Here is a 23,822-nt window from a genome sequence, read left to right as displayed (position 1 = left end):
ATGGACGAGGGGTCCCCTCCCGCAGCGGGGTCAGGCGCGGACGGTCGGCTGCTCGTCGAGCCTGGCGCGCAGCTTCTCACCCTCGATGTCGACGTTCGGCAGGGCCCGGTCCAGCCACCGCGGCAGCCACCAGGCCTTCTTGCCCAGCAGCGACATCACTGCCGGAACGATGGTCATCCGGACCACGAAGGCGTCGATCGCCACCCCGATGGCGAGGGCGAACCCGATCGACTTGATCACCGGGTCGTCGAGGAAGAAGACGAAGCCCCCGAAGACCGACATCATGATCAGTGCGGCGGCGGAGACCACCCGGGCACCGTGCCCCATCCCGTTGATGGTGGCCTGGTGGGCGGTGTCGCCGTGGACGAAGTCCTCCCGCATCCGGGAGACCAGGAAGACCTCGTAGTCCATGGCCAGGCCGAACAGGATCCCGATGAGCAGGATCGGCAGGAAGCTGATCAGCGGGCCGGGGGTGTCCAGCCCGACCAGTCCGGCCAGGGTCCCCTCCTGGAACACCGCCACCGTGATCCCGAAGGTCGCGGCCACAGTGAGCAGGAAGCCCAGCGCCGCCTTGACCGGCACCAGGATCGACCGGAACACCAGCATCAACAGCAGGATCGACAGTCCGACCACGATCACCAGGTAGACCGGCATGGCGTCGGCGAGCTTCTCGGAGACGTCGATGCCGACGGCGGTGGCCCCGGTCAGCAGGACGTCCACCGGACCGATGTCGGGCACCGAGGTACGGATGTCGTGGACCAGTTCCTCGGTGGCCACGTCGGTGGGGCCGGACTGCGGGATGACCGCCACCAGGGCGGTGTCGCCGTCCGGGCTGAACTGCGGCGGGGCCACTGCCAGCACCCCCTGGGTGCCCTGGATGACCTGGCTGACCTGCGGCACCGCCGCCTGGACGGCCTGCGGCTGGTCCCCGGTGACCACCACCACGAGTCGACCGGTGAAGCCCGAACCGAAGCCCTCCTGGATCAGGTCGTTGTTGTCGCGGGCCGGGGAGCCCACCGGGGCGGTCCCGGCGTCCGGCAGGGCCAGCCGCATGTCCAACGCCGGTACGGCGAGCAGGCCGAGGCCGACCAGCCCGGCCAGGATCACCGGGATGCGGAACCGGGTGATCCAACCGGCCCACCGGAAGCCGAAGGTGGAACGGTCCTCGGCCGGGGTCTGCCGCTCGTCGTCCTGCTCACCGGTGCCGGCGATCGCGGCCCGCTGCTTGCGGGAGAGGACCCGGAGACCGGCGAACCCGAGCAGGGCCGGCTGGAGGGTGATGGCGACCAGGACGGCGACGGTGACGGTGCCGGCCGCGGCCAGACCCATCGCGCTGAGGAAGGGGATGCCGACGACGGAGAGCCCGGCCAGGGCGATGACCACTGTAGCCCCGGCGAAGACCACCGCGGAGCCCGCGGTGCCGACGGCCCGTCCGACCGCCTCCTCCGGATCCAGCCCCTCCATCAGGTTCTGTCGGTGCCGGGAGGTGATGAACAGTGAGTAGTCGATGCCGACCGCCAGGCCCAGCATCAGGGCCAGGACCGGGGTGACGTCGGTCATCTCGAAGACGTTGCTGAGCGCGTACAGGCCGGCCATGCCGACGCCGACACCGATCAGCGCGTTGAGCATGGTCATCCCGGCGGCGACCAGGGACCCGAAGGTGATCACCAGCACGACGGCGGCCACCACGACACCGAGCGCCTCGCTCGATCCGATCTCCGGTACGGCGGCCAGCACCTCACCGCCGGGCGCCACCTCCCAGCCCTGCTGTTCGGCTGCCGCCCCGACCTCGCCGTACGCCTCCCGTTGTTCCTCGGTGATGCTGTCCGCCCGGTCGGCGAACTGCACCTGGACGAGCGCGTACCGGCCGTCGGGGGAGACCGCGCCGGCCTGGAGGGGGTTCACCGCCCCGACGACCCCGGGCACCCGGGTCGCCTCCTCGACCAGGCTCTGCACCACCGCCTGCCCCTCGGGGGAGGCCAACGCCCCCTCGGCGGGAGCCTTGACCGCGATGGTGCCGGTGGCTCCGCTGGCGGCCGGGAACTTCTCGGCGAGCAGGTCGAGTGCTTGCTGCGACTCGGTGCCGGGCATCGTGAGGTTGCTCGACATGGGGCCGCGCAGCGTCGCCGCGGCGAGGCCGAGGCCGACGAGCACGACGAGCCATACGGCGACGACGAGTCGCCTGCGGCGCAACGATGCCCGGCCGAGCCGGTACAACAGGGTCGCCATGGAGATCCTTGTCCTCGGGGTTGGTGGGATCGGTCGGATGGGTGGTACGGCGTGGCCGCCCGTCTCGGACGACCACCGGTGCCTGTCAGTCCGGCGCTTCGACGGCCCGACGGAGGACCGCCAGCAGAGCGGGGCGTAGTTCGTCGTCGGAGAGGTCGCCGAACTCCGGGCAGGCGTGGGCGATGCCGGAGAGGACGACGAGCGCGGCCACCCGGGCGGACGGCCGGTCCGACCCGGCGAGCGCCTCGATCAGCCGTTCGCTGGCGTGCTGCACGGGAGCGAACTCGGGTAGGCAGAGCAGCTCGGGCAGGTCTCCCCGGAGCAACGTGATCTCCCGGCGGAACCGCACCGCGAGATCGACGAAGCCTTCGGCGGCGGCCTGCTGGGCGGCGGCACCGGTCAGCCCGTCGAAGCTGTCGACCATGGCGTGCAGTGCCGCGATCGCCGGTGCCATGAGCTCCCCGAGCAGGGCCTCCTTGCTGGCGAAGTGGTAGAGCACCGCCGCCTTGGAGCACCCCACCTCGCGGGCGATGTCCTGCAACGAGGTGCCCTTGTACCCTGAGACGGCGAAACGTCGCGCCGCCGCCGCGAGGATCTCGTCGTGCGTCTCCGGTACCGCTCTGGCCATCGGTCCACCCCCTGCCGACCAGGATGCCTGACCGATCGGTCAGAGTCTGACCGATCGGTCAGAATCGTGGCGTGCGCCACACTCCGCCGCGTCAGCGGTCCCGGCCGGTTCGCCGCGTCAGGGCAGGCGGAGGCTGGGGCGGGAGACGGCGTACAGGAGGACGGCGGCGGCGACGAAGAAGACGGCAGTCGCCGCGGCCATCGGCAGCAGCGTGTCGTAGCCGAGGAGACCGGTCACCGGCGTCACCAGGGCGCCGGTGAGGAAGCTCAGCCCGCCCTGGAGGGCGGCGGCGGTACCGGCGGAGCGCCGGCCGGCCTCCTGGGCGAGCGCCGTCGTGGCGGGCATGGTGAACCCCATCCCGCCCACCACCAGGCAGAGCAGTGACCACGGGAGGGCCAGCGGCACCACCGCCGGGTCGAGCAGGGCGGTGGCCAGCAGGGCCAACGCGCCCACGGTGGAGACGGCGACCCCGACGGCCCGGAGCCGTTCCGCCCCGACCCGCAGCACCAGCACCCGGAAGAGCAGCCCGGCCCCGGCCATCGCGGCGGCGTTCGTGGCGAAGACGATCGTGTAGGTCGACGGGGTGACGTCGAAGGCGGTCTGGAGCACGAACGAGGAGCCGCCGATGTAGATGAAGAAGCCGCCGGTGGCCAGGCAGACCAGCACCACGTGCCGCATGAACCCCCAGTCCCGGGCCAGGTCGGCCATGCGCAGGCCGGTCTGGCGCAGGCCCGCCGGTTGCCGCCGGTGCGGCGGGAGGGTCTCCCGGATGCCGACCAGCACCGCGACGAACATCGCCACCCCGAGCCCGGCCAGGGCGAAGAAGACCGTACGCCAGGTGCCGTTGGCCAGGATCACCCCGCCGACGGCCGGGGCGATCACCGGGCTGAGGAAGGTGATCGACGAGATCAGGCCGAAGGTGGCGGCGGCCCGGTCGCCCCGGTGGGTGTCGGTGACGGTGGCCCGGGCCAGCGCCACCCCGCCGCCGGCGACGACGCCCTGCAACAGCCGGGCGGTGACCAGGACGGTGCCGTTCGGGGCGAGGGCGCAGACCACGGAGAGGACGACGAACAGGGCGCACCCGGCCAACAGCAGTCGCCGTCGGCCCCACGCGTCGCTCAGCGGCCCGAGCAGGAGCTGCCCGGTGGCCAGCCCGACGACGAACGTGGTGAGGGTGAGCTGGGCGACAGTGGCGCTGGTGGCCAGCGAATCCTGTAGCTGGGGCAGCGCGGCGATGTAGGTGTCGGTGGCGAACGGCCCGACCCCCAGCAGGAGGACCAGGGCGACCAGGGACGGGGTCCGGACCTTCGGATCCGTGACCGTCTCGGCCGGTGCGTCGGACTTCTGCGCTGCTGTCACAGGGACCTCGACTCGGCTTCGCAGGGACGGGGGTCGCGGGCGGCGGTGGACCGGGGCACCGTCGCCCGCGACGCCGGTGGTGGGTCAGTCGCCGGTGCCGGAGTACGTCGACGTGTCGCCCCGGAGGACGACGGCGGGTCGGCCGTCCACGCCGACCGGAACGTCTCCGGCGACGGTGACCCGCTCGCAGCGGCGGTGTTCGGTGCCGTAGTCGTAGATCGCGTAGTGCTGGGTGGCCCGATTGTCCCAGATCGCGAGGTCCCCGACGCGCCACTGCCACCGTACGGTGTGCTCCGGGACGGTGACGTACTCCTGGAGGGCGCGCAGGACGTCACGGGAGGCCGACGGGCTCAGCCCGCTGATCCGCTTGGCGAAACCGCCGAGCACCAGGGCCCGTTCCCCGGTCTCCGGGTGCACCCGGACCGCCGGGTGCTCGGTCTCGTACACCGTGGACACGTAGTCGAGCCTGCCGTTGACCACTGTCGCGTCGGTGTAGTCGGAGTCGTTGCTGTGCACCACCCGCAGCCGGTCGGCCAGCTCCCGCAGCTCCGCCGGGAGCGCCTGGTACGCGGCGACGGCGTTGGCCCACATGGTGTCCCCGCCCACCGGTGGGATGACCACCGCGTGCAGGAGGGCGATCGCCGGTGGCCGGTCCACGAAGGTCAGGTCGGTGTGCCAGTGGTTGGCCCGGGTGCCCTGGGCGGAGTCGATCTCCCGCAGGAACGGCTTCTGCTGTGGCGGGGCGAAGATCGGGTGGCCCTGGGTCAGCTCGCCGAACCGCTCGGCGAAGGCGACCTGCTGGGCGTAGTCGAGCTGCTGGTCGCGGAGGAACACCACCTTGTGCTCCAGCAGGGCGGCCCGGATCACTGTGACGACGTCCTGGTCGAGCGGTCCACCGGCGTCCACGCCGGTGATCTCGGCACCGATCGCACCGGCCAGACGGCGTACGCCGATCCGAGGGGTCGACGGGGCGTGTGTGTCGAGCATGTTGGTCTCCTCTCTGGGCGCGGGTCGCCGCGCAGGTGTCCCTCCGGTGCCGGTGGGTGGGGCCTCACCAGGGGACGGACCCCCGGTCGTCGAAGAAGCCACCTGTCGGTCCGTCGGCCGGCAGGGTGGCGAGGTCGACGATGATCCGGGCGCCGTCGGACACCGGGCGGGTGCCCCGGAAGGCGTTCATGTCGGTGGCGGTGTAGCCCGGTGTCGCCGAGTTGATCTTCACGTGGGCGTGTTCCGGGTCCTGTCGGAACGCCCGCGCGTACTGGATGGTCAGCATGTTCAGGGCGGCCTTGGCGCAGGTGTACGCCATCCGGACGTCGGCGTCACCGGGCAGGTCGGCGCCGTCGGCGGTCAGGGTGAGCGAGGCCGTCGTGCTGGACACGTTGACGATTCGCGGTGCCGTGGACCGGGCCAGCAGGGGCAACATCGCCTGGGTCACGGTGACCACCCCGAAGAGGTTCACCTCGAACAGTTCCCGCAGGACCGGTGCGGTGGTGGCCAGGGCGGTCGCGGGCTGGAACGCGCCGGCGTTGTTGACCAGGATGTCGAGTCGGCCCAACCCGTCGTCGAGTCGCCGGGCGACCGCCGACACGCTCTCCGGGTCCGTGACGTCGAGCGGCACCGCCACGACGTGGGCACCCTCGGCGGCCAGTTCGGCGGCGACCGCCGCACCGCGTCCGGGGTCCCGGCTGCCCAGCAGGACGGTGATCCCCTGGTGGGCCAGTTGCCGGGCGGTCTCCCGGCCGATCCCTCGGTTCGCCCCGGTCACCAGTGCCACCTCGCCCGTCGCGGCCACCGCTTCCTCCCTCTCGGCTGGGTGTCAGGCCGATGGCCTGCGCTGCCCTCAGCGTCTCACGGACTTGACTAACTTGCCAACTTGTGTGGACGCTGGTTGGCAAGTTTTGGCAATGGTTGGCACACTGGAGTCTGCCGTCCGGGCGGTACCGCCGGGGCGCGGACGGTGAGGCGGAGAGGCGGAGACCATGCGACTGCGGTACCGATCCCGGGCCGACGTGCCCCGGAGACAGAGATGACCTGGCTGGTCGTCGGCGGCGCCGGTTACATCGGCTCCCACGTCGTACGACGACTGCGTGCCGAGGGACGCCGACTGGTGGTCCTCGACGACCTGTCCACAGGGGTCCGGGAGCGGGTCCCCGCCGACGTCCCCCTCGTCGTGTCCGGCCTGGACCGGGCCGTCGTCGCCGACACCCTGCGGCGGCACCGGATCACCGGTGTGGTCAACCTCGCCGCCCGCAAGTCGGCCCCCGAGTCGGTGGCCCTGCCGCTCTGGTACTACGAGCAGAACGTCGAGGGGATGCGTTCCCTGCTCCAGGCGATGGTCGACGTCGGCGTGACCCGGATGCTGCTGTCGTCGAGCGCTGCGGTGTACGGCAGCCCGCCGTGCACCCGGGTCACCGAGCAGACCCCCACCGCCCCGATCAACCCGTACGGCGAGACGAAGCTGATGTGCGAGTGGATGCTGCGGGCCTGCGGGGCGGCCCACGACGTCTCCTGGATCGCCCTGCGGTACTTCAACATCGTCGGCACCGCCGACCCGGTCTGCTCCGACACCGGTGGGGAGAGCCTGTTCCCCCGGGTGTTCCAGCGGCTCACCACCGGTCGACCCGCAGTCGTCACCGGGGCCGACTTCCCCACCCGGGACGGCACCGGGGTACGCGACTACGTCCACGTCGCCGACGTCGCCGACGCCCACGCGGCGGCGGTCGCCCGGTTGGAGTCCGACCGGTGCGCCGACATCTACAACGTCGGCACCGGCAGCGGGTACTCCGTCCTGGAGGTGCTGGCGGCGGTCCGGGAGGTGACCGGCCTGCCGGTGGAGGTCGAGGTGGTCCCGTCCCGCCCCGGCGACCCGCCCGAGGTGGTCGCCGCCGTCGACAAGATCGGCACCGAGATGTCCTGGTGGGCCCGGAACGGCCTGCACGACATGGTGGCCAGCACCTGGCAGGCCTGGCGGCCGGCGGCGCTCACGCCGACCCGGTCGGTGCGTCGCCGCCGGGCACCCGGCCCCGGTCGTCGGCAACGCGTCCGCTGACCCCGCCCACCGCCGGCGGGCAGCGGCCCGTCGGCCCGACCGACCGGAAGTGGTGATCCATGTCCGACACCCTGGTCCGGGTCCGAAACTGGGCCGGCAACGTCACCTTCAACGCGGTCCGGCTGCACCGGCCGGCCACCCTCGACGAACTGCGCGCGACGGTGGCGGCGAGCCGCCGGATCCGGGCGTTGGGCAGTGGCCACTCGTTCAGCACCGTCGCCGATACCGACGGGGACCTGGTCCGGCTCGACCGGCTGCCCCGAGCGGTCCGGCTCGACCCGGGGAGCGCCGCCGTCACCGTCACCGGCGGGGCGACGTACGCCGAGGTCGCCGCCGCCCTCGAACCGGCCGGGTACGCGCTGGCCAACCTCGCCTCGCTGCCGCACATCTCGGTGGCCGGGTCGGTGGCCACCGGCACCCACGGCTCCGGCCGGGACCTGCCCGGCCTGGCGGCGGCGGTCCGGGCGGTCCAACTCGTCGGCCCCGAGGGTGACCTGGTGGAGTTGAGTCGGGACGCCGACCCGCAGACCTTCCCCGGTGCGGTGGTCGCCCTCGGCGCGCTGGGGGTGGTGACCCGGCTGACGCTCGACGTCGAGCCGAGTTACCTGGTCGCCCAGCACGTCCGGGTCCAGGTGCCGCTCGACGAGGTCACCGAGCAGGCCGACGAGGTCTTCGGGGCGGCCTACAGCGTCAGCGTCTTCACCGACTGGTCCTCGGGGGAGGCGGTCGTCTGGCTCAAACGGCGTACCGACCGGCCGGCGGGGGACTGGGCCGGGGGCCGGGCCGCCACCGAACCGCTGCACCCGGTGCCGGAGCTGCCGGCTGACAACTGCACCGCACAGCTCGGTGTGCCGGGGCCGTGGCACGAGCGGTTGCCGCACTTCCGGCCCGACCACGTCCCCGGCTCCAGCGGTGAACTCCAGTCGGAGTACTACCTGCCCCGGGACCGGACGGCGGAGGCGGTCACCGCCCTGCGTCGACTCGCCCCGACCCTGGCCCCGGTGTTGCAGATCTCCGAACTGCGGACGGTCCGCGCCGACGACCTGTGGCTCAGCCCCGCGTACGGGCGGGACAGCACGACGATCCACTTCACCTGGGAGACGGACCCGGTCGGGGTCGCGCCCGCGATCCGGGCCGTCGAGGCGGCGCTGCTGCCGCTGGGCGCCCGCCCGCACTGGGGCAAGCTGACCGCCGCCGACCCGGCCCACATCGTCGCCACCTACCCGCGCGCCGCCGACTTCAGCGAGTTGACCGCCGCCCTCGACCCGACCGGAACGTTCCGCAACGCCTTCCTCGACGCACTGTTCCCGGCCTAGAGAGACGGAGACGACCGATGCGACCGATACGGATCGCCCTGCAACTGCAACCCCAGCACGCCGAGTACGCGAGGATCCGCGAGACGGTCGCCGAGGCGGAGGAGCTCGGGGTGGACGTCCTGTTCACCTGGGACCACTTCTTCCCCCTCGACGGTGATCCCGACGGCCGACACTTCGAGTGCTGGACGATGCTGGCGGCCTGGGCCGAGGCCACCACGCGGGTGGAGCTGGGTCCCCTGGTGAGCTGTGTCGGCTACCGCAATCCGGACCTGCTGGCCGACATGGCCCGGACCGTCGACCACGTCAGTCGCGGCCGGGTGATCCTCGGCCTCGGGTCCGGCTGGTTCGAACGGGACTTCACCGACTACGGCTACGACCCCGCCACCCCGGCCCGCCGCCTCGACGACCTGACCCGGGCACTGCCCCGGATCCAGTCCCGGCTGGCCGCCCTGAACCCACCGCCGGTACGGCGGATGCCGGTCCTCATCGGGGGCAGCGGGGAACGCCGTACCCTCCGGCTGGTCGCCGAGCACGCCGACATCTGGCACGCCTTCGGCGACCCCGACACCCTCCGGCACAAGGCGGGGGTGCTGCGGGAGCACTGCGCGGCGGTGGGCCGGGACCCGGACCGGATCGAGATCTCCGGCAGCGTCGGGGGCGGCCCCTCCCCGGCCGGGGAGCCCGACGACCTCGGCCCGAAGCTGCGCGACGCGGGGGTCTCGCTGTTCACGCTCGGGGTCAGCGGCCCGGACTACGACCTCGGACTGCTCCGCCGCTGGCTGGCCTGGCGCGACGCCCAGTGACCCGGACACCGTGCCCGGGAGGCGGGCTGCCGCCTGGAGTCGGCGACGCCCGGTGACCCGGACACCGGCCGGGGCGGGGCGGGGGACCGACCCCGCCCCGGCCGTCGGTCACCGGGGGGTGATCAGTAACGGGAGGTGCTCGGGTCCGGCCACGGCGATCGACCGGACCCGCTGCACCGGACCGGCCGGCTCGATCCGCCCGGCGGTGTCCAGCAGGGCGGTGAGGAGGATCCGCAGCTGGGCGCGGGCCAGCGTGCCGCCGATGCAGACGTGCTCACCGATCCCGAGCGCGAGGTGCCGGTTGGGGGTGCGTCCCACGTCGAACCGGTCCGGCTGGTCGAACACCGTCTCGTCCCGGTTGGCCGACGGCACCCAGAGGACCACCCGGTCCCCGGCGGCGACGGGTACCCCGTCGATCTCGCAGTCCCGGGTGGCGGTCCGCATGCTGTGGGTGGCGCTGGAGGTCCAGCGCAGGATCTCCTCGATCGCGGTGGGCAGGAGGTCCCGGTCGGCGCGCAGCCGCGCCCACTGCTCGGGATGTTCCAGGAGGGCCTGCATCCCGCCCGCGATCGCCAACCGGCCGTTCTCCGTGGCACCGATGATGTTCTCGCAGTTGAGCACGATCTCCTCCTCGGTGAGGAGGTCGTCGCCGAGGGTGCCGCCGGCCATCATGCTGACCAGGTCGTCGGTCGGTTCGTCGATCCGCTGCTCCATCAGGTCGATGAAGTACGCCATCAGCTCCCGGTGCGCGGCCAGCGAGACACCCGCTTCGAACGCCTCGTTGGTCCACCGGAACAGGGCGTCGTGGTCGCGTTCGGGTACCCCCATGATGGTCCCGATGACGTGCATCGACAGCCGCCCGGCCACGTCGTGGACGAAGTCGCACCGGCCCTGCTCGTACGCCCGGTCCAGCACCGACCTGACGCAGTCGTCGATCCGGTCGGTGAGGGACCGCACCGCCCGGGTGGTGAACCAGTCGGCGACCACTGCGCGCAGCTGCTTGTGCCGGGGCGGGTCGGTCAGGGCGAGGGTCATCCCGCCGCCCGGGTCCTCACCGAGGGCGACCGGGCGCAGCAGCACCCCGTGCCGGGAGCTGAACGTCTCCGGATCGCGGTACACGGCCCGGACGTCGGCGTAGCGGGTCAGCGACCAGAAGGCGGGCAGGTCCCCGGCCGGATGCCGGTGGACCGGGGTCTCCCGGCGCATCCGGTGCCAGATCGCGTACGGGTCGCCGTGGACGTGCACCTCCGGATCGACCAGGCGGTGGGGGTCGAGGTCCAGGTCGGGTCGGTCGGCGACGACGCTCATCGGTGGCCCTCCGGGGTGATCGTGTGCAGCCGCTCCTCGAACCGTTTGGCCAGCTCCCTGGCGCAGGAGCCGGTCACCGCGTCCGGCCGGTGCCAGACGGTCAGCCGGAGCCCCCCGTCGGCGCTCGGCCACAGTTCGGTGTGCAGCTCCAACGGCAGGTCCAGGTACGGCTGGCGGACGAAGGTGGTGCCGACCCCGGCCAGGTCCAGCGTGGGTGGTGGGTTGTCCTGGAGTGCGAACAGGGTCTGGAACAGCGGCGGGCGGTGTCCACCGGGCAGGTCGGCCATCCGCAGCAGGTCGGGCACGGGGACGTCCTGGGCGGCGAAGGCTGCCCCGAAGGCCCGGCCGGTCTCCGCCAGGGCGGTCGGCGCGTCGGAGAGGGCCGGCTCGCGCAGCCGTACGCAGACCATGCCCAGGTGGCAGCCGACGGCGTCCTCCGAGCCGCTGCCGTGGCGTTGCGCGACCGGGACCCCGACGGCCAGGTCGGTGTCCCCGGTGACCTCGGACAGCGCCGCCCCGTGGTGGCGCAGCAGCGCCACGAACCGGCTGACCCCGGCCTCCTGCGCCTCGGCGTCCACCCGGGCCACGACCTCCGGTGGGATCGTGAGCTCGACCAGCCCGGGTTCGGTACGCCCCACCGGGGTCGGGAAACCGGGCCAGGTGATCGCGGGCACCCCGGCCAGCTCGGCCCGGACGTGTTCCCGGTGCTCGTCCAGCCCTGTCTCGGCGAGCCGTTCGGTGTGGTCGCGCCACGCCCGGGCCAGGGACGGCGGGGCGGGCCGGGACGGGGGTGCGGTGCCCAGTCGGGCGGCGTCGTACCCGGCGGCGAGGTCCCGGGCGAGGACCGACTCGGACCAGCCGTCGAAGGCGATGTGGTGCACCACGATGCCGAGGACGGTGACCGCCCCGGCCGGGGCGAGCGCCACCCGCCACACGTCGGCCTCCTCGATCAGCAGTTCGGTGGTGAACAGGCCCCGGAGGGCGTCGACGGCGGCGGCCACCGACGGCTGCTCGGGCAACTCCTCCACCGGCGGCGGGTCGATGTCGAGGACCTGGGCGACCGGCCGGGGGTCGGCCAGGTACGCCGCGCGCAGCGGCTCGTGCCGGGTCTGCACGTGGGTCACCGCAGCCCGCAACGCCGTCCGGTCCAGGTCGCCCTCCACCACCCAGGTCAGCAGGCAGTGTGAGGTCAGGTCGGCGGGGTCGAGCAGGTGCCGGGTCAGGTAGACCAGCTGCATCGGGGTCAGCGGGACGATGCCGGCCTGCGGGTCGGTGTCGGAGCGCTCCGGGCGGTCGGTGCCGTCCAGCCACTCGGCGAGGGCGGCGACGGTCGGTGCGGCCAGGAACCGGCCCAGGGGAACGGGCCGGTCGAGTCGGGCGGCGAGCCGGGCGCAGACCCGCCCGGCCGCCAGGGAGGTGCCGCCGAGGGCGCCGAAGGGCACGTCGGTTCCGACCGAGGCGCGGCCCAGGACCTCCGCGAAGACCTCGGCGACCACCGGGGCGTGGCGGCTCCGTACCGGTTCGGAGCCGTTCCCGGACACCGGCTCGGCGTCGTCCCGCGTCGGTGTCGGCCGGCACGCGGCCAGCAGTGCCCGCTCGTCCAGCTTCCCCTGCGAGGTGACCGGGAACGCGTCGACGCCGGTCACCCCGGCCGGCACCTGGTAGGCGGGCAGCTCCGCCCGGAGGACGCGCAGGGCGTCGTCGAGCGGGTCCCCGGGGTGCCGGGGGACGCACCAGGCCAGCAACCGGGGGTCGGCGTCGGCGGGCCGTTCGACGAGCACCCGGGCGGCCCGGACCGGCAGGAGTTCCACCAGTCGACGCTCGATCTCGGCCGGCTCGATCCGGTGCCCCCGGATCTTCACCTGCCGGTCGGCCCGGCCCTGGAAGTGCAGGAGCCCGTCGGTGTCCCACCGGCCGAGGTCCCCGGTCCGGTAGGCGCGTACCGTCCGGCCGTCGACCTCGACGGTGACGAACTTCTCGGCGGTCAGTGTGGGGTCACCGACGTAGCCGAGGGCGAGGCCGTCGCCGACCACACAGATCTCCCCGGTCTCGTCGACGGCGCAGGGCCGGTCGCCGTCGAGGACGTGGACCTGTGTGCCGGGGACCGGGCGGCCCAGCGGGATCCCGTCGGGCCGGTCGCAGTCGGCGGGGGTGATCCGGTGGGTGGTGGCGAAGACCGTGTTCTCCACCGGGCCGTACCCGTTGAGCAGCAGGACGTCGGGGTGGTGACGCAGGAACCGGGCGACGTGGCCGGGGCTGAGCCGTTCTCCACCGATCATCAGCTGGCGCAGACCGGTCAGGGCCGCCGGGTCCTCGTCCACCACCATGTCGAACAGGCTGCTGGTGAGCCAGGCGGTGGTCACCCCGTGTCGGCCGACCACCTCCCGCAGGGCGTCGGCGGTCAGGTACGGCTCCTCGACGAGCACCGCCGTACCGCCCTGGAGCAGGGCCGCCCACAGTTCCAGGGAGAAGGCGTCCCACGGGACCGGGGCGGCGACCGCAACGACGGTCCGCTCGTCGAAGGTGGCGAAGGTGCCGGGGGTGAAGAGCCGGGCGGTGGCCCGGTGCGGGGTGAGCGCCCCCTTGGCCCGCCCGGTGGTGCCGGAGGTGAAGAAGACGCAGCAGGGGGTGTCCCCGTCGACCTCGGCGGGCCGGAAGTCGGCGGGTGCGCTGTCCGCCCCGACCTGCGGACGGCACACCGGCACCGCCACGTCGGGCGTCTCCTCGTCGGCGACCAGCAGCGGGGCGTCGAGGGTCGCGGTGACCTCGCGGAGCCGGGCCGCCGGCCAGGCCGGGTCGACCAGGGCGTACGCGGCCCCGGTCTTGAGGACCGCGAGCAGGGCGGTGACCAGGGTGGTGCCCCGGGGCAGCCGGATCGGCACCAGGTGACCGGGGCGGACCCCCGCCTCGACGAGCCGGGCGGCGAGGGTGTCGGCGGCACGGTCCAGCTCGGCGTAGCCGACGTGCCGGTCGCCGTCGATCAGGGCGGTGGCCGTCGGTCGCCGGGCCGCGACCCGGGCGACCCGTTGGTGCAGGCCCTCGTCGGGCAGCGTGGACGGTGGCCCGGCGGTCCACCTCGGATCTGGCTGCACGCGTTTCCTCCCTCGACGTGGTGGAACCGGCATCGTCGCCGTAAGATCGACAATTCTTTGTTGCCAACTGTGCCTCCCACGTTGCCAGAGGTTGCCTAATGGGGCAACCTGGAGTGGCCGTCGCCCCGAGCGGCGGTCCGGACCCCGCCGCGGGCGCATCCCGGCTCGCCGGGGCGGACCGGTGCGAACCCGCGTCGAAGGTGAGGACATGAGCCGCGACCGATCACTCGACATCGCCGTCACCGGTGTGTACGCCCGCTTCCCCGCCGTGGCCGACCTGGACGACTGGTGGGCGGCGATGCTCGCCGGTCGGGTGCTCACCACCCGACTGGACCGCGACGGGCTGCTCGCCGCCGGAGTCCCCGCCGACCTCGTCGACGACCCGGACTACGTGCCGGTACGGGGCCTGCTCGCCGACGCCGACCGGTTCGACAACACGCTGTTCCGGATCAGCGGACGCGACGCCGAACTCATGGACCCCCAACACCGGCTGATGCTGGAGGCGGCCTGGGCCGCCCTGGAGGACGCCGGTACGGCCGGCTGCGGCGACCGGATCACCACCGGGGTGTACGCCTCCGGCAGCGGGAGCGGCTACCTGCGGACCATGCTCGCCGGTGGGCCGCTCGACCCGCTCACCCTCGACCAGGCGTTGCACGGCACCGAACCGGACTTCGTCGCCGGCCTGATCTCGTACCGGCTCGGCCTGACCGGCCCCGCGCTCGGGGTGCAGACCGCCTGCTCGTCGTCGCTGGTCGGAGTCCACCTGGCAGTTCAGGCGCTACTCAACGGCGACTGCGACCAGGCGGTGGTGGTGGCCGCCGGGATCGACTTCCCGCAGGGGGGCCACCTGCACGTCCCCGGCGGGATCCAGTCCGTCACCGGTGACTGCCGACCGTTCGACGCCGCCGCCGACGGTGTGGTGGCCGGTTCCGGGGGTGCGGCGGTGGTGCTGCGCCGCCTCGCCGACGCCGTCGAGGAGGGGACCGAACCGTACGGTGTCCTGCTCGGCACGGCGATCAACAACGACGGGGCCGAGAAGGCGGGCTTCTACGCACCCTCCCAGACGGGTCAGGAGGCGGTGATCCGGGCCGCACTCGCCGCCGCCGACGTCGACGGGGAGTCCATCGGGTACCTGGAGGCGCACGCCACCGGAACCCGGGTCGGGGACCCGATCGAGTGGTCGGCGGCGTCCACCGCGCTGGCCGCCGCCGGGGCCCGCCCCGGCCAGGTCGCCGTCGGTGCGCTCAAGGCCGCCGTCGGGCACCTCGACGCGGCCTCCGGGCTGGCCGGGCTGATCCGGGCGATGCGCGTGGTCAAGGAGGGCGTCGTCCCCCCGGTCGCCGGGTTCACCGCGCTCAACCCGCTGCTGGAGACCGAGGACTCCCCGCTGTACGTCCCCACCGAGGCCACCGCCTGGTCGGGCCCGCAGCCACGTCGGGCCGGGGTCAGCTCGTTCGGCATCGGTGGCACCAACGCCCACGTGGTGGTGGAGGCACCGCCCCCGCCCCCGGCCACCGGTGCCCGCCCCCGACGGGACCGCCTGGTGGTGCTCTCGGCGGCCGACCCCGAGGCGCTGACCCGGACCGCCGGGCGGCTCGCCGAACACCTGCACCGTGCCGAGCCGGACCTGGCGGACGTGGCGTACACCCTGGCCACCGGGCGGGCCGCGCTGCCGGAGCGACTGGCCGTCACCGGGCGGACCAGCGCCGAGGTCGCCGAGCGGCTGGCCCGCGAAGCCGAGGCGGTCCGGGGTCGGGTGCCCGCTGACGGACCGGCCCCGGTGGTGTTCCTCCTGCCCGGCCAGGGGACCCAGCAGCCCGGGATGGCGGCACCGCTGGCCGCCGCCCTCCCCGGCTTCGAGGACGCCCTCACCGAGGTGCTCGACGCCGTCGACCCGGAGCTGTCCGAGCGGCTGGGTCGGGCGCTGTACGACACCGACTTCCCCGCCGAGGACCTCGCCGCCACCGCCCTCGCCCAACCGGCGCTCTTCGCCGTCGGGTACGCCGCCGGGCGGGCCCTGACCGCACTCGGGGTGACCCCGGCCGCCCTGGTCGGGCACAGCCTCGGTGAACTCACCGCCGCCTGCCTGGCCGGGACGTTCGGGCTGGCCGACGCCGCCCGCTTCGTGGCGGCCCGGGGACGGGCCATGCAGGACTGCCCGCCCGGGGCGATGCTCGCCCTCGGCTGTGACGCCGCCACCGCCCGGGACCTGCTCCGCGAGGCGGACGCCGAGCTGGAGGTGGCGACGGTCAACAGCGCCGACAGCTGCACCGTCGCCGGAACCCCCCAGGAGGTACGCCGCTTCGCCGACCTGCTCGGCGACCGGGTGTTCCACCGGATCCTGCGGACCAGCCACGCCTTCCACAGCGCCCTGATCGCCCCGGCCCTGCCGGAGCTGGCCCGGGTCCTCGACGGGATCACCCTGCACTCACCGGCGGTGCCGTACGCGGGCAACCTGACCGGTCGGCTGATCGACCCGGGGGAGCCGGTTCCGGCGCAGACCTACGTCGCCCAGGCCCGCCAGCCGGTCCGCTTCGGCGACGCCCTCGCCGACGTACTGGGCCGGTTCCCCGGGGCGGTGGCCGTCGAGGTGGGACCCGGCCGGGTCCTGACCGGGCTCGCCGAGGCGGCCGGGATGGCCGGGGTGCCGCTGTGTCCGCTGCGGACGGGTCGGGGCGAGGCGGAGGTGCTGACCGCCCTCGGGACCCTCTGGACCTGGGGGCAGCCGATCGCGCTGGACCGGCTCGCCGGAGCCGACGGGTACCCGGTCCACCTGCCCGGGTACGCCTTCGGCGGTCGGCGGTGGCTCGCCCCCGAGGTACGGGTGGCCGCCGCCGCCCCGCAGGGGTCCGACCCGGCGTCCGAGGCCACCGGGACGACCCCGACCGGTGCCGCGTCCGCCGAGGCGACCACTCCCGAGTCCGGGACCGCGCCCGGGAGGTCCGGACCCGACCCGGCGGTCCTGGTGCCCAAGCTCTGGGCCGAGGTGCTCGGCCACCCGGAACTGGACGACGACTCCGACTTCTTCGCCCTCGGCGGGGACTCGCTGCTCATCACCCAGCTCGCCCGCCGGATCCACGACGAGTGGGGCCTGCGGGTGCCGCTGCGGGAGATGCTCGCCGGCCGGACCCTCGGCCGACAGACCGCGATCGTGCAGGACACCCTGCGTCGCCACCGGGCCGCCGAGGGTGACCCGACCGGGAACCCGTCCTGACCGTCGGCGACCCGGCTGACCGGGGCCTGCCCCGCCGACGGGCGCGGGGCGGACCCGCCACGACGACACGTGAGGAGAAGCCATGATCGACACTGACCTGCGGGGGACCTCGGGAGATCCGACAGCGGAGCCCGGCCGACCCGACCCGATCGCCCTCGGCCGTGGCGAACCGTTGCCGCAGACCGGCCGGGAGCCGGTGCACCAGGCGGTCGCCCGGTTCGCCGTCCACCGCCCCGACCATCCCGCAGTACGCGGGGACGGCACCACCCTCACCTACCGGGAACTCGACGCCCACGCCGCCCGGATCGCCGAGGCGCTGACCGAGGCCGGGGTCGCCCCCCGGGACCGGGTGGGGGTGCTCGCCGAGCCGTCCCCGACGGCGGTCGCCGCCGTACTCGGCATTCTGCGTGCCGGCGCCGCCTACGTTCCGGTGGACGCCGGGTGGCCGGACCGGCGGATCGCCGAGGTGCTCACCGACGCCGGGGTCACCGCAGTGGTCACCGGGGACGGCGTGGACGCGACCCGGATCACCGGGCCGGCCGTACCGGTGGTCGCCGGGGGCGACGCGGCCGGTGCGCCGGACCCCGGCGGTGCCGACCGGGTCGACGTCGTGGTGGGCGACGACGACCCGGCCTACCTGATCTACACCTCCGGCAGCACCGGTGAGCCGAAGGGGGTCCAGGTCAACCACTGCCACCTGGCCGCCTCCACCCTGGCCCGGCGGATGGTCTACCCCGGTGCCCCGGTGTTCCTGCTGGTCTCCCCGCTGGCCTTCGACTCCTCGGTCGCCGGGCTGTGGGGCACCCTGACCGCGGGCGGCACCCTCGTGGTCGCCACCCGCGACGAGGTACGCGACCCGCAGCGTCTGCTCGACCTCGTCCGTCGGCACGAGGTCACCCAGCTGCTCTGCGTCCCGTCGCTGTACGGCGTGCTGCTGGACGCCGCCGACCGGGCCGAGGCGGACCCCCTGGCGTCGCTGGACACCGTGGTGGTCGCCGGTGAGCCGTTACCGCAGCCGCTCGTCGACAGGCACTTCGCCCGATCCCCGCAGACGGCCCTGGTCAACGAGTACGGCCCCACCGAGGCCACCGTCTGGGCTACCTGGCACCGGCTCACCCGGCCGGGTCCGGTCTCGATCGGACGGCCCGTCCCGGGTGCCCGGATCTACCTGCTCGACGACGAACTGCGTCCGGTGCCGACGGGGGTCGAGGGGGAGCTGTGCGTCGGCGGGGCCGGGGTGACGGCCGGCTACCTGGGCCGCCCGGAGGCCACCGCCAGTGCGTTCGTGAGGGACCCCTTCGCCGACGACGACGCCGCACTGCTGTACCGCACCGGCGACCGGGCGCTGTGGAACCCCGACGGCACCCTGCACTTCGTGGGACGCCGCGACCACCAGGTGAAGATCCGGGGTCACCGGGTCGAGCTGGGCGCGGTCGAGGCGGCGCTGCGGACGGTGCCCGGCGTCCACGACGCGGTGGTCGTACCCGACGCCGAGGGCGTCACCCTGGTCGGGTTCGTCCAGGCCGACTCCGACACCGACCCGGAGCAGGTACGCCGGCTGCTCGCCGACCGGCTGCCGGCGGTCATGGTGCCCGCCCGGATCCGGGTGCTGGCGCACTTCCCGCTGACCTTCAGCGGAAAGGTGGACCGGGCGCAGCTGCGCGCTGCCGCCGACGAGCCGCAGCCGCTCTCGGAGGCGGCCGGTCCGGACGGCGTACCGACCGGGGGTGTCGACGGCACCACGGCGGCCGGCCGGACGGCGGCGGTGGTGGCGGCCTGGACCGAGGTGCTCAAGGTCGACGAGGTGCCGGCCGACGCCAACTTCTTCGACCTCGGCGGGCACTCGTTGGCGATGTTCCAGCTCCAGGACGCCCTGGAGCGCAACACCGGGGTACGCCCGTCGGTGGTGGCGCTCTTCCAGCACCCGACCGTCTCGGCGCAGGCCGCCCTGGTCGCCGCCGGTGGGGTCCGCCCCGGACGCAACCGGCCGGACCGGTCCCCGGCGGTGGCCCGTCGCGCCCAGGCGGTGGCCAGACGTACCCAGGCCATCCGGGCCCGCCGGTCGGCCGCCACCCGGGAGCGGACCTCATGACCGGCGACGGGGACCGCTGGCTGCACCGCGCGGTCGAGTGCCCGGACCCCCGACGTCGGCTCGTCGCCTTTCCGCACGCCGGGGGGTCGGCCGCCTTTTTCCGGGACTGGGGACGGCACCTGCCCGGCACCGAGGTCCTCGCCGTGCGCTATCCCGGCCGGGCGGAGCGGATCGACGAGCCGCTCCCGTCCGACCTGACCCGGCTCGCCGCCGACGTCGCCGACGTCCTCACCGAGCGGGCCGACCTGCCGCTGGTCCTGTTCGGACACAGCATGGGGGCGGTGGTCGCCCTGGAGACCGCCCGGGCCCTCCAGGACCGGGGGGTACGCCCCGCCCACCTGGTCGCCTCGGGCTCGCGTGCCGCCCCGCTGCCCCCGCCGGAACCCGACGACGTCGACGGCGACGACCTGGCCCTGCGCCTGGCCGAGCTGGGCGGGACGGACCGGGCGATGCTCGACGACCCGTTCTTCCAGGAGCTGGTCCTGCCCTACATCCGCAGCGACGGGGAGATGTTCCACAGCTACCGGCACCGCACCGATCCGGTCCTGCACTGCCCGGTCACCACCATCGTCGGGGACGTCGACGCGGACGCCGACCGTCGACCGTGGCCGGAGCTGACCGATGCCGGATTCCGGGAGCACGTCGTCCCCGGTCACCACTTCTACCTGGTCGACCAGCCGCCGTACGAGCTGCTCGACGACCTGGCGGGGGTGCCCCGGTGACCGGGGCCGTCCGGCTCGGTGCCGACCGGCCCGTGGGTCCACCACCGCCGGTGGACCACGAGCTGGCGGCACCCCTGACCCGGATCCTCGGCGACCTTCCCGGACCGCTCGGTCCCGGTCTGGTCCAGGACCGGCGGGCCAGGACCGTCGCCGGTCGCCTCACCGACGACGAGATCCGTCGGGGCGGCGCGTTCGACCTGCGGGAACTGACGGTCCCCGGCCCGCCGGGCGATCCCGACATCCGGCTGCTGATCTGCCGTCCGACGACCGGGGCGGGACCGTACCCGGTCATCTACAACACCCACGGTGGGGGGATGGTGGCGGGCGGGACCCGCAGCGTCGAGCTCGCCGACGAGCTGGACCGGGCCGAGGCGCTCGGGCTGGCGGTGGTGGCGGTGGAGTACCGGCTCGCCCCCGAGCACCCCGACCCGGCACCGTCGGCGGACTGCTACGCCGGGCTGCTCTGGACCGCCGAGCACGCCGCCGACCTGGGGCTCGACCCGGACCGGATCGTGGTCAGCGGGAACAGCGCCGGGGGGTGCCTCGCCGCCGGCCTGGCCCTGACGGCCCGGGACCGACACGGCCCCCGCCTCCTCGGCCAGATGTTGCAGTGCCCGATGCTCGACGACAGGTGTGCCGCCCCCTCGCAGCTTCAACTCGCCACCGCCGGGCTGTGGGACGGCACCTCGAACCGGTACGGCTGGACCGCCCTGCTCGGCGTACGCCGGGGGACCGGGGAGGTGTCGCAGTACACCGCACCGGCCCGGGCCGAGGAGCTGGCCGGTCTGCCCCCGGCCTTCATCGACGTCGGGTCGGTGGAGGCGCTGCGCGACGAGGCGGTCGACTACGCCACCCGGATCTGGCAGGCCGGTGGGGAGGCGGAGCTGCACGTCTGGTCCGGTGCCTTCCACAGCTTCGACGAGTGGGTGCCGGAGGCGATCGTCTCGGGCACCGCCAAGCGGGCCCGGGAGGACTGGTTACGTCGACTGTTGGAGCGCAGCGGACGCCGCTGCTGACCGGTGTCGGACGACGCCCGGTCCCGGACACCGCGTCCGGGGCCGGGCGTCCGGCTGGTCAGCGGCGGCTGCGGGTGGCAGTCCGGCGGGGCGACTTGGCCTCCACCGGTTCGTACCCCTGGGCCAGGGTCTCCGCGAGGGTCCGCCAGATCTCGGCGGCCAGCTCGGCGTTGCGTGCCTCCTGCGCCTGTTCGGCGAGCTGCTGGAGGGTCTGGATGCCGCCGTCGCGGTCGCCGCCGAGAATGCTCAGTCGGCCGCACAGCGCCCGGAACCGGATCCGGTCCCGGAAGGAGAGCAGGAGTGCCTGCTCGTCCATCTGTTCGCAGACGGCCCTCGCGTCCTCCAGGCGTCCCTGCTCGAACGCGAGGTGGGCGCGGAGCGTCAGGAGCTGCTGGTGGTGCAGCTCTGTGCCGACCAGGTCGAGGGCGGGGGCCACCTCGTCGAGGTAGACCTGGGCGCGGTCGGTCAGGGCCGGGGTGATCTGGAGGTAGAGGGAGGCGGCAGCGAGTCGCAGCCGGACCCAGAGCGTCAGGTCCTGTCGGCTGTCGAGGCTCTGCAGGGCCTGCTCCAGCACCTCCTGGGCGCCGGTGTGGTCGCCCTGGCGGATGCGTACCGTGGCGGCCGCCCAGAGCGCCTCGACCCGCAGCGGACCGCCGGTCGGCGCGGTGAGCGCTGACAGCTCGTCGGCGTGGGTCCGGGCCTCGACCAGCAGCCCCAGCTCCGCCTCGGCGGAGACCAGGGCGTGCAGGACCCCGGCGCGGTCGGCCACCGACAGGTCGTCGGTCACCCGGCTGGCCTGCAACGCGTGCTCCCGGGCGGCGGCGTTGTCCCCGAGCAGCCGGGCGCACCGGGACAGCTGGGTCCGGGCGCGGGCCCGTAGTGCCGGGGTGCCGAGTTCGTCGCTGAGCTGGGTCAGCTCGGTGAGCAGGGCGTGCTCCTCCTCGTGCCGACCCTGACCGTCGCGGAGCTGGGCCAACAGCCACAGCGCCTGCCACCGCAGCGCCGCGTCCCAGCGGTCTCCGGTCCGCAGCGCCTCGGCGAGGGTCTCCCCGAGTTCGTCGTCGGGCGTACCGGAGATGACAGCGGCGAGCAGGTGGGCCAGGGACGAGGTCTGGACAGCCGGGTGTCCGGTCTCGCCGTTGGCCGGGGCCTCGAACTCGGAGGTCGGTACGCCGAGGCGCTCCGCCAGGTGGGTCACCACCCGGGTGGTGGGGCGGCGGGCGCCGGACTCCAGCCGAGACAGGTAGCCGGTGGACATGCCGTCACCGGCGAGTGCGGCCTGGGACAAGCCCTGCTTGACCCGTAGCGCCCGCAGGCGTTGGCCGAAGACCGGTTGTTCGAGCACGTCCCCAGTATGGCCAACCGTTGCCCGCTTGACAAATCGTGCCACAGCCGCCAAATGCGGTCGGGGGTGCGATTTTCCTCTCCGGGACGGCCGAAGACCCAGGTCGACCCGGGTGCGGAGTTGGCAAGTCTTGGTAAGATTGTGGCACAACTTTGTCAAGGCGTGGGAGCCGAAACCCGACCCAGCCGATCCGTCCCCGCAGGAGCGGGACGACGTGGCTCGGTCCTTCCCCCGAGGAGCAGCAGATGGCCTCCATCGACGCGGTACGACCCACCCCCCGGCACGCCGACCCCGACCTGGTGCGCGAACGGGACCGACGGCACGTCTGGCACACCTGGACCCCGGTCGGGGCCGACCGGTCCGGCACGACGTTCACCCACGCCGACGGGTACCGGATCTTCGACCTCGACGGCCGGGAGTACATCGAGGGGTCGGCGTTGAACTCGACCTGCGGCTACGCCCATCCGGAGGTGGTCCGGGCCGTCGCCGAGCAGGCCGGGCGGCTGCACCAGGTGGACGTCTCGATGACCAGCCACGACCTGCTCGGGGCACTGGCCGAACGGATCGCCTCGTACCTGCCCGCCCCGTTGGGCCGGACGCTGTTCGTCAACAGCGGGTCCGAGGGGTTCGACGCGGCCCTGATGATGGCGGTGGGGCACGCCGCCCACCGGGGCCGCCCCCGGTCCCGGGTGGTCGCCTTCGCCCGGGGGTACCAGGGGGCGACGATCCTCGGCCGGAGTCTGTCGGCCCTGCCCCGGTGTCGGCACCCGATGACCGCCCCGCTGCCGGTCACCCTGGTCGATCTGCCCCTGCCGCCGAGGGAGCTGCGTCGCCCGGAGGCGCTGCCGGTGCTGCTCGACGCCTTCGAGCGGGCCGTCCTGGCCGACCCGGACGACCCGCCGGCGGCGGTGGTGGTCGAGCCGTTCCTCAACGTCGGGGGCGGGGTCGTCCTGCCCCCGGGCTTCCTGGCCGGGCTGCGGGCGCTCTGCGACGCGACCGGGGCGCTCCTGGTGGTGGACGAGGTGTTCACCGCGTACGGGCGGGCCGGGGCGATGTTCTGCTGTGCCCGGGACGGGGTCGCCCCGGACGTGCTGGTCTCCAGCAAGGGGCTGGCCGGCGGGTACGTGCCGATCGCCGCGGTGACCGCCGGTGAGCACGTGTTCGAGGGGTTCGCCGCCGATCCGGTCATCGGTGGGCTGCGGTACGGCCACACCACCTCCGGTCACGCCGTGGCCTGTGCGGCAGCCCTGGCCACCCTGGACGTGCTGGAGAAGGAGAACCTGGTCGAGCGGGCCGAGACGCTCGGTGCGCGGATGTCGGCCCGGCTGGCGCACCTGGCCGGGGTGGGCGAGGTCGTGGACGTACGCCGGTTGGGGTTGGTGGTGGTCCTGGAGATGGCCACCGAGGAGGCGGCCCTCGGCGTGCTGGACCGGGCGCGGGCCGGGGGTCTGCTGCTGCGGCGGCAGGGCGCGGCGGTGATGGCGGTCCCGCCGTTGGTGATCGACGACGCCGGGGCCGACCTGCTGGTGGAGCGGTTGACGGCGGCGCTGCCGTCGGCGGATTGACGGGAGGTCCGAGCGCTCCATCGACTTGCCAAGTGTTGACAAATTTAGGCAACATTTGTCAATGTCGAAGGTGACGTGAATCCG

Annotated in this window: 16 protein-coding genes; 8 read left to right on the top strand and 8 right to left on the bottom strand. The window is 73.9% G+C overall.

Features of this window, described 5'->3' with window-relative positions; translation table 11 throughout:
• Positions 1-30: 30 nt before the first annotated feature.
• The 5 genes from WHN02_RS00240 to WHN02_RS00220 all read right to left on the bottom strand — a co-directional run bounded on the left by WHN02_RS00240 (position 31) and on the right by WHN02_RS00220 (position 6,008).
• Complete coding sequence (locus WHN02_RS00240; protein ID WP_434741533.1) at positions 31-2,229, bottom strand: MMPL family transporter; 2,199 nt, start codon at positions 2,227-2,229, stop codon at positions 31-33.
• 85 nt (positions 2,230-2,314) lie between these two features.
• Entirely contained in the window at positions 2,315-2,857 is a 543-nt protein-coding gene (locus WHN02_RS00235; RefSeq protein WP_434741532.1) for a TetR/AcrR family transcriptional regulator, read from the bottom strand.
• A gap of 117 nt (positions 2,858-2,974) precedes the next feature.
• Entirely contained in the window at positions 2,975-4,216 is a 1,242-nt protein-coding gene (locus WHN02_RS00230; protein WP_434741531.1) for a multidrug effflux MFS transporter, read from the bottom strand.
• Between the two features lie 84 nt (positions 4,217-4,300).
• Positions 4,301-5,203 (bottom strand): TauD/TfdA dioxygenase family protein, encoded by a 903-nt coding sequence (locus tag WHN02_RS00225; RefSeq protein WP_434741530.1) that lies wholly within the window; start codon positions 5,201-5,203, stop codon positions 4,301-4,303.
• A 64-nt stretch (positions 5,204-5,267) separates the two neighbouring features.
• Positions 5,268-6,008, bottom strand: coding sequence for an SDR family NAD(P)-dependent oxidoreductase (locus WHN02_RS00220; RefSeq protein WP_434741529.1), 741 nt, complete (start codon positions 6,006-6,008; stop codon positions 5,268-5,270).
• A gap of 234 nt (positions 6,009-6,242) precedes the next feature.
• On the opposite strand from WHN02_RS00220, the gene galE reads away from it, so the two are divergent.
• From galE to WHN02_RS00205, 3 genes are read left to right on the top strand one after another with little or no spacing between them, the layout of a single operon-like run.
• Positions 6,243-7,265: a UDP-glucose 4-epimerase GalE gene (galE, locus tag WHN02_RS00215; protein WP_434741528.1), complete on the top strand. Its 1,023-nt coding sequence runs from the start codon at positions 6,243-6,245 to the stop codon at positions 7,263-7,265.
• Positions 7,266-7,324: 59 nt separating this feature from the next.
• Positions 7,325-8,581 (top strand): FAD-binding protein, encoded by a 1,257-nt coding sequence (locus tag WHN02_RS00210; protein WP_434741527.1) that lies wholly within the window; start codon positions 7,325-7,327, stop codon positions 8,579-8,581.
• 17 nt (positions 8,582-8,598) lie between these two features.
• Positions 8,599-9,384 (top strand): LLM class F420-dependent oxidoreductase, encoded by a 786-nt coding sequence (locus tag WHN02_RS00205; RefSeq protein WP_434741526.1) that lies wholly within the window; start codon positions 8,599-8,601, stop codon positions 9,382-9,384.
• A gap of 108 nt (positions 9,385-9,492) precedes the next feature.
• Here WHN02_RS00205 and WHN02_RS00200 read toward each other — a convergent pair whose 3' ends face one another.
• Complete coding sequence (locus WHN02_RS00200; RefSeq protein WP_434741525.1) at positions 9,493-10,692, bottom strand: cytochrome P450; 1,200 nt, start codon at positions 10,690-10,692, stop codon at positions 9,493-9,495.
• Positions 10,689-13,784: an amino acid adenylation domain-containing protein gene (locus WHN02_RS00195; protein ID WP_434741524.1), complete on the bottom strand. Its 3,096-nt coding sequence runs from the start codon at positions 13,782-13,784 to the stop codon at positions 10,689-10,691. The genes WHN02_RS00200 and WHN02_RS00195 overlap by 4 nt, the downstream gene beginning before the upstream one ends.
• 208 nt (positions 13,785-13,992) lie before the next feature.
• Between WHN02_RS00195 and WHN02_RS00190 the strand changes: the two genes are divergently transcribed.
• From WHN02_RS00190 to WHN02_RS00175, 4 genes are all read left to right on the top strand, one after another.
• A complete protein-coding gene (locus WHN02_RS00190; protein ID WP_434741523.1) occupies positions 13,993-16,998 on the top strand; it encodes a type I polyketide synthase in 3,006 nt (1,001 codons plus the stop codon).
• Between the two features lie 82 nt (positions 16,999-17,080).
• Entirely contained in the window at positions 17,081-19,090 is a 2,010-nt protein-coding gene (locus tag WHN02_RS00185) for a non-ribosomal peptide synthetase (RefSeq protein ID WP_434741522.1), read from the top strand.
• Positions 19,087-19,812, top strand: coding sequence for a thioesterase II family protein (locus WHN02_RS00180; RefSeq protein WP_434741521.1), 726 nt, complete (start codon positions 19,087-19,089; stop codon positions 19,810-19,812). The genes WHN02_RS00185 and WHN02_RS00180 overlap by 4 nt, the downstream gene beginning before the upstream one ends.
• Complete coding sequence (locus WHN02_RS00175; protein WP_434741520.1) at positions 19,809-20,828, top strand: alpha/beta hydrolase; 1,020 nt, start codon at positions 19,809-19,811, stop codon at positions 20,826-20,828. The genes WHN02_RS00180 and WHN02_RS00175 overlap by 4 nt, the downstream gene beginning before the upstream one ends.
• A gap of 58 nt (positions 20,829-20,886) precedes the next feature.
• Here WHN02_RS00175 and WHN02_RS00170 read toward each other — a convergent pair whose 3' ends face one another.
• On the bottom strand, positions 20,887-22,173 hold the full coding sequence (locus WHN02_RS00170; protein ID WP_434741519.1) for a helix-turn-helix domain-containing protein: 1,287 nt from the start codon (positions 22,171-22,173) through the stop codon (positions 20,887-20,889).
• Positions 22,174-22,418: 245 nt separating this feature from the next.
• Between WHN02_RS00170 and WHN02_RS00165 the strand changes: the two genes are divergently transcribed.
• Complete coding sequence (locus tag WHN02_RS00165) at positions 22,419-23,738, top strand: aspartate aminotransferase family protein (protein ID WP_434741518.1); 1,320 nt, start codon at positions 22,419-22,421, stop codon at positions 23,736-23,738.
• The last annotated feature ends 84 nt before the right edge of the window (positions 23,739-23,822 follow it).

Origin of the sequence: Micromonospora sp. SH-82 (assembly GCF_051132485.1) — a bacterium.
Lineage (GTDB): Bacteria > Actinomycetota > Actinomycetes > Mycobacteriales > Micromonosporaceae > Micromonospora.
Note: the sequence above shows the minus strand (reverse complement) of the source record. Positions and strands in the feature narration are given on the sequence as shown.

Excerpts from the sequence above, each read along its gene's own strand:
- WHN02_RS00240 (WP_434741533.1), bottom strand. The coding sequence starts at position 2,229 with ATGGCGACCCTGTTGTACCGGCTCGGCCGGGCATCGTTGCGCCGCAGG.
- WHN02_RS00235 (WP_434741532.1), bottom strand. The coding sequence starts at position 2,857 with ATGGCCAGAGCGGTACCGGAGACGCACGACGAGATCCTCGCGGCGGCG.
- WHN02_RS00225 (WP_434741530.1), bottom strand. The coding sequence starts at position 5,203 with ATGCTCGACACACACGCCCCGTCGACCCCTCGGATCGGCGTACGCCGT.
- galE (WP_434741528.1), top strand. The coding sequence starts at position 6,243 with ATGACCTGGCTGGTCGTCGGCGGCGCCGGTTACATCGGCTCCCACGTC.
- WHN02_RS00210 (WP_434741527.1), top strand. The coding sequence starts at position 7,325 with ATGTCCGACACCCTGGTCCGGGTCCGAAACTGGGCCGGCAACGTCACC.
- WHN02_RS00205 (WP_434741526.1), top strand. The coding sequence starts at position 8,599 with ATGCGACCGATACGGATCGCCCTGCAACTGCAACCCCAGCACGCCGAG.
- WHN02_RS00200 (WP_434741525.1), bottom strand. The coding sequence starts at position 10,692 with ATGAGCGTCGTCGCCGACCGACCCGACCTGGACCTCGACCCCCACCGC.
- WHN02_RS00190 (WP_434741523.1), top strand. The coding sequence starts at position 13,993 with ATGAGCCGCGACCGATCACTCGACATCGCCGTCACCGGTGTGTACGCC.
- WHN02_RS00185 (WP_434741522.1), top strand. The coding sequence starts at position 17,081 with ATGATCGACACTGACCTGCGGGGGACCTCGGGAGATCCGACAGCGGAG.
- WHN02_RS00180 (WP_434741521.1), top strand. The coding sequence starts at position 19,087 with ATGACCGGCGACGGGGACCGCTGGCTGCACCGCGCGGTCGAGTGCCCG.
- WHN02_RS00165 (WP_434741518.1), top strand. The coding sequence starts at position 22,419 with ATGGCCTCCATCGACGCGGTACGACCCACCCCCCGGCACGCCGACCCC.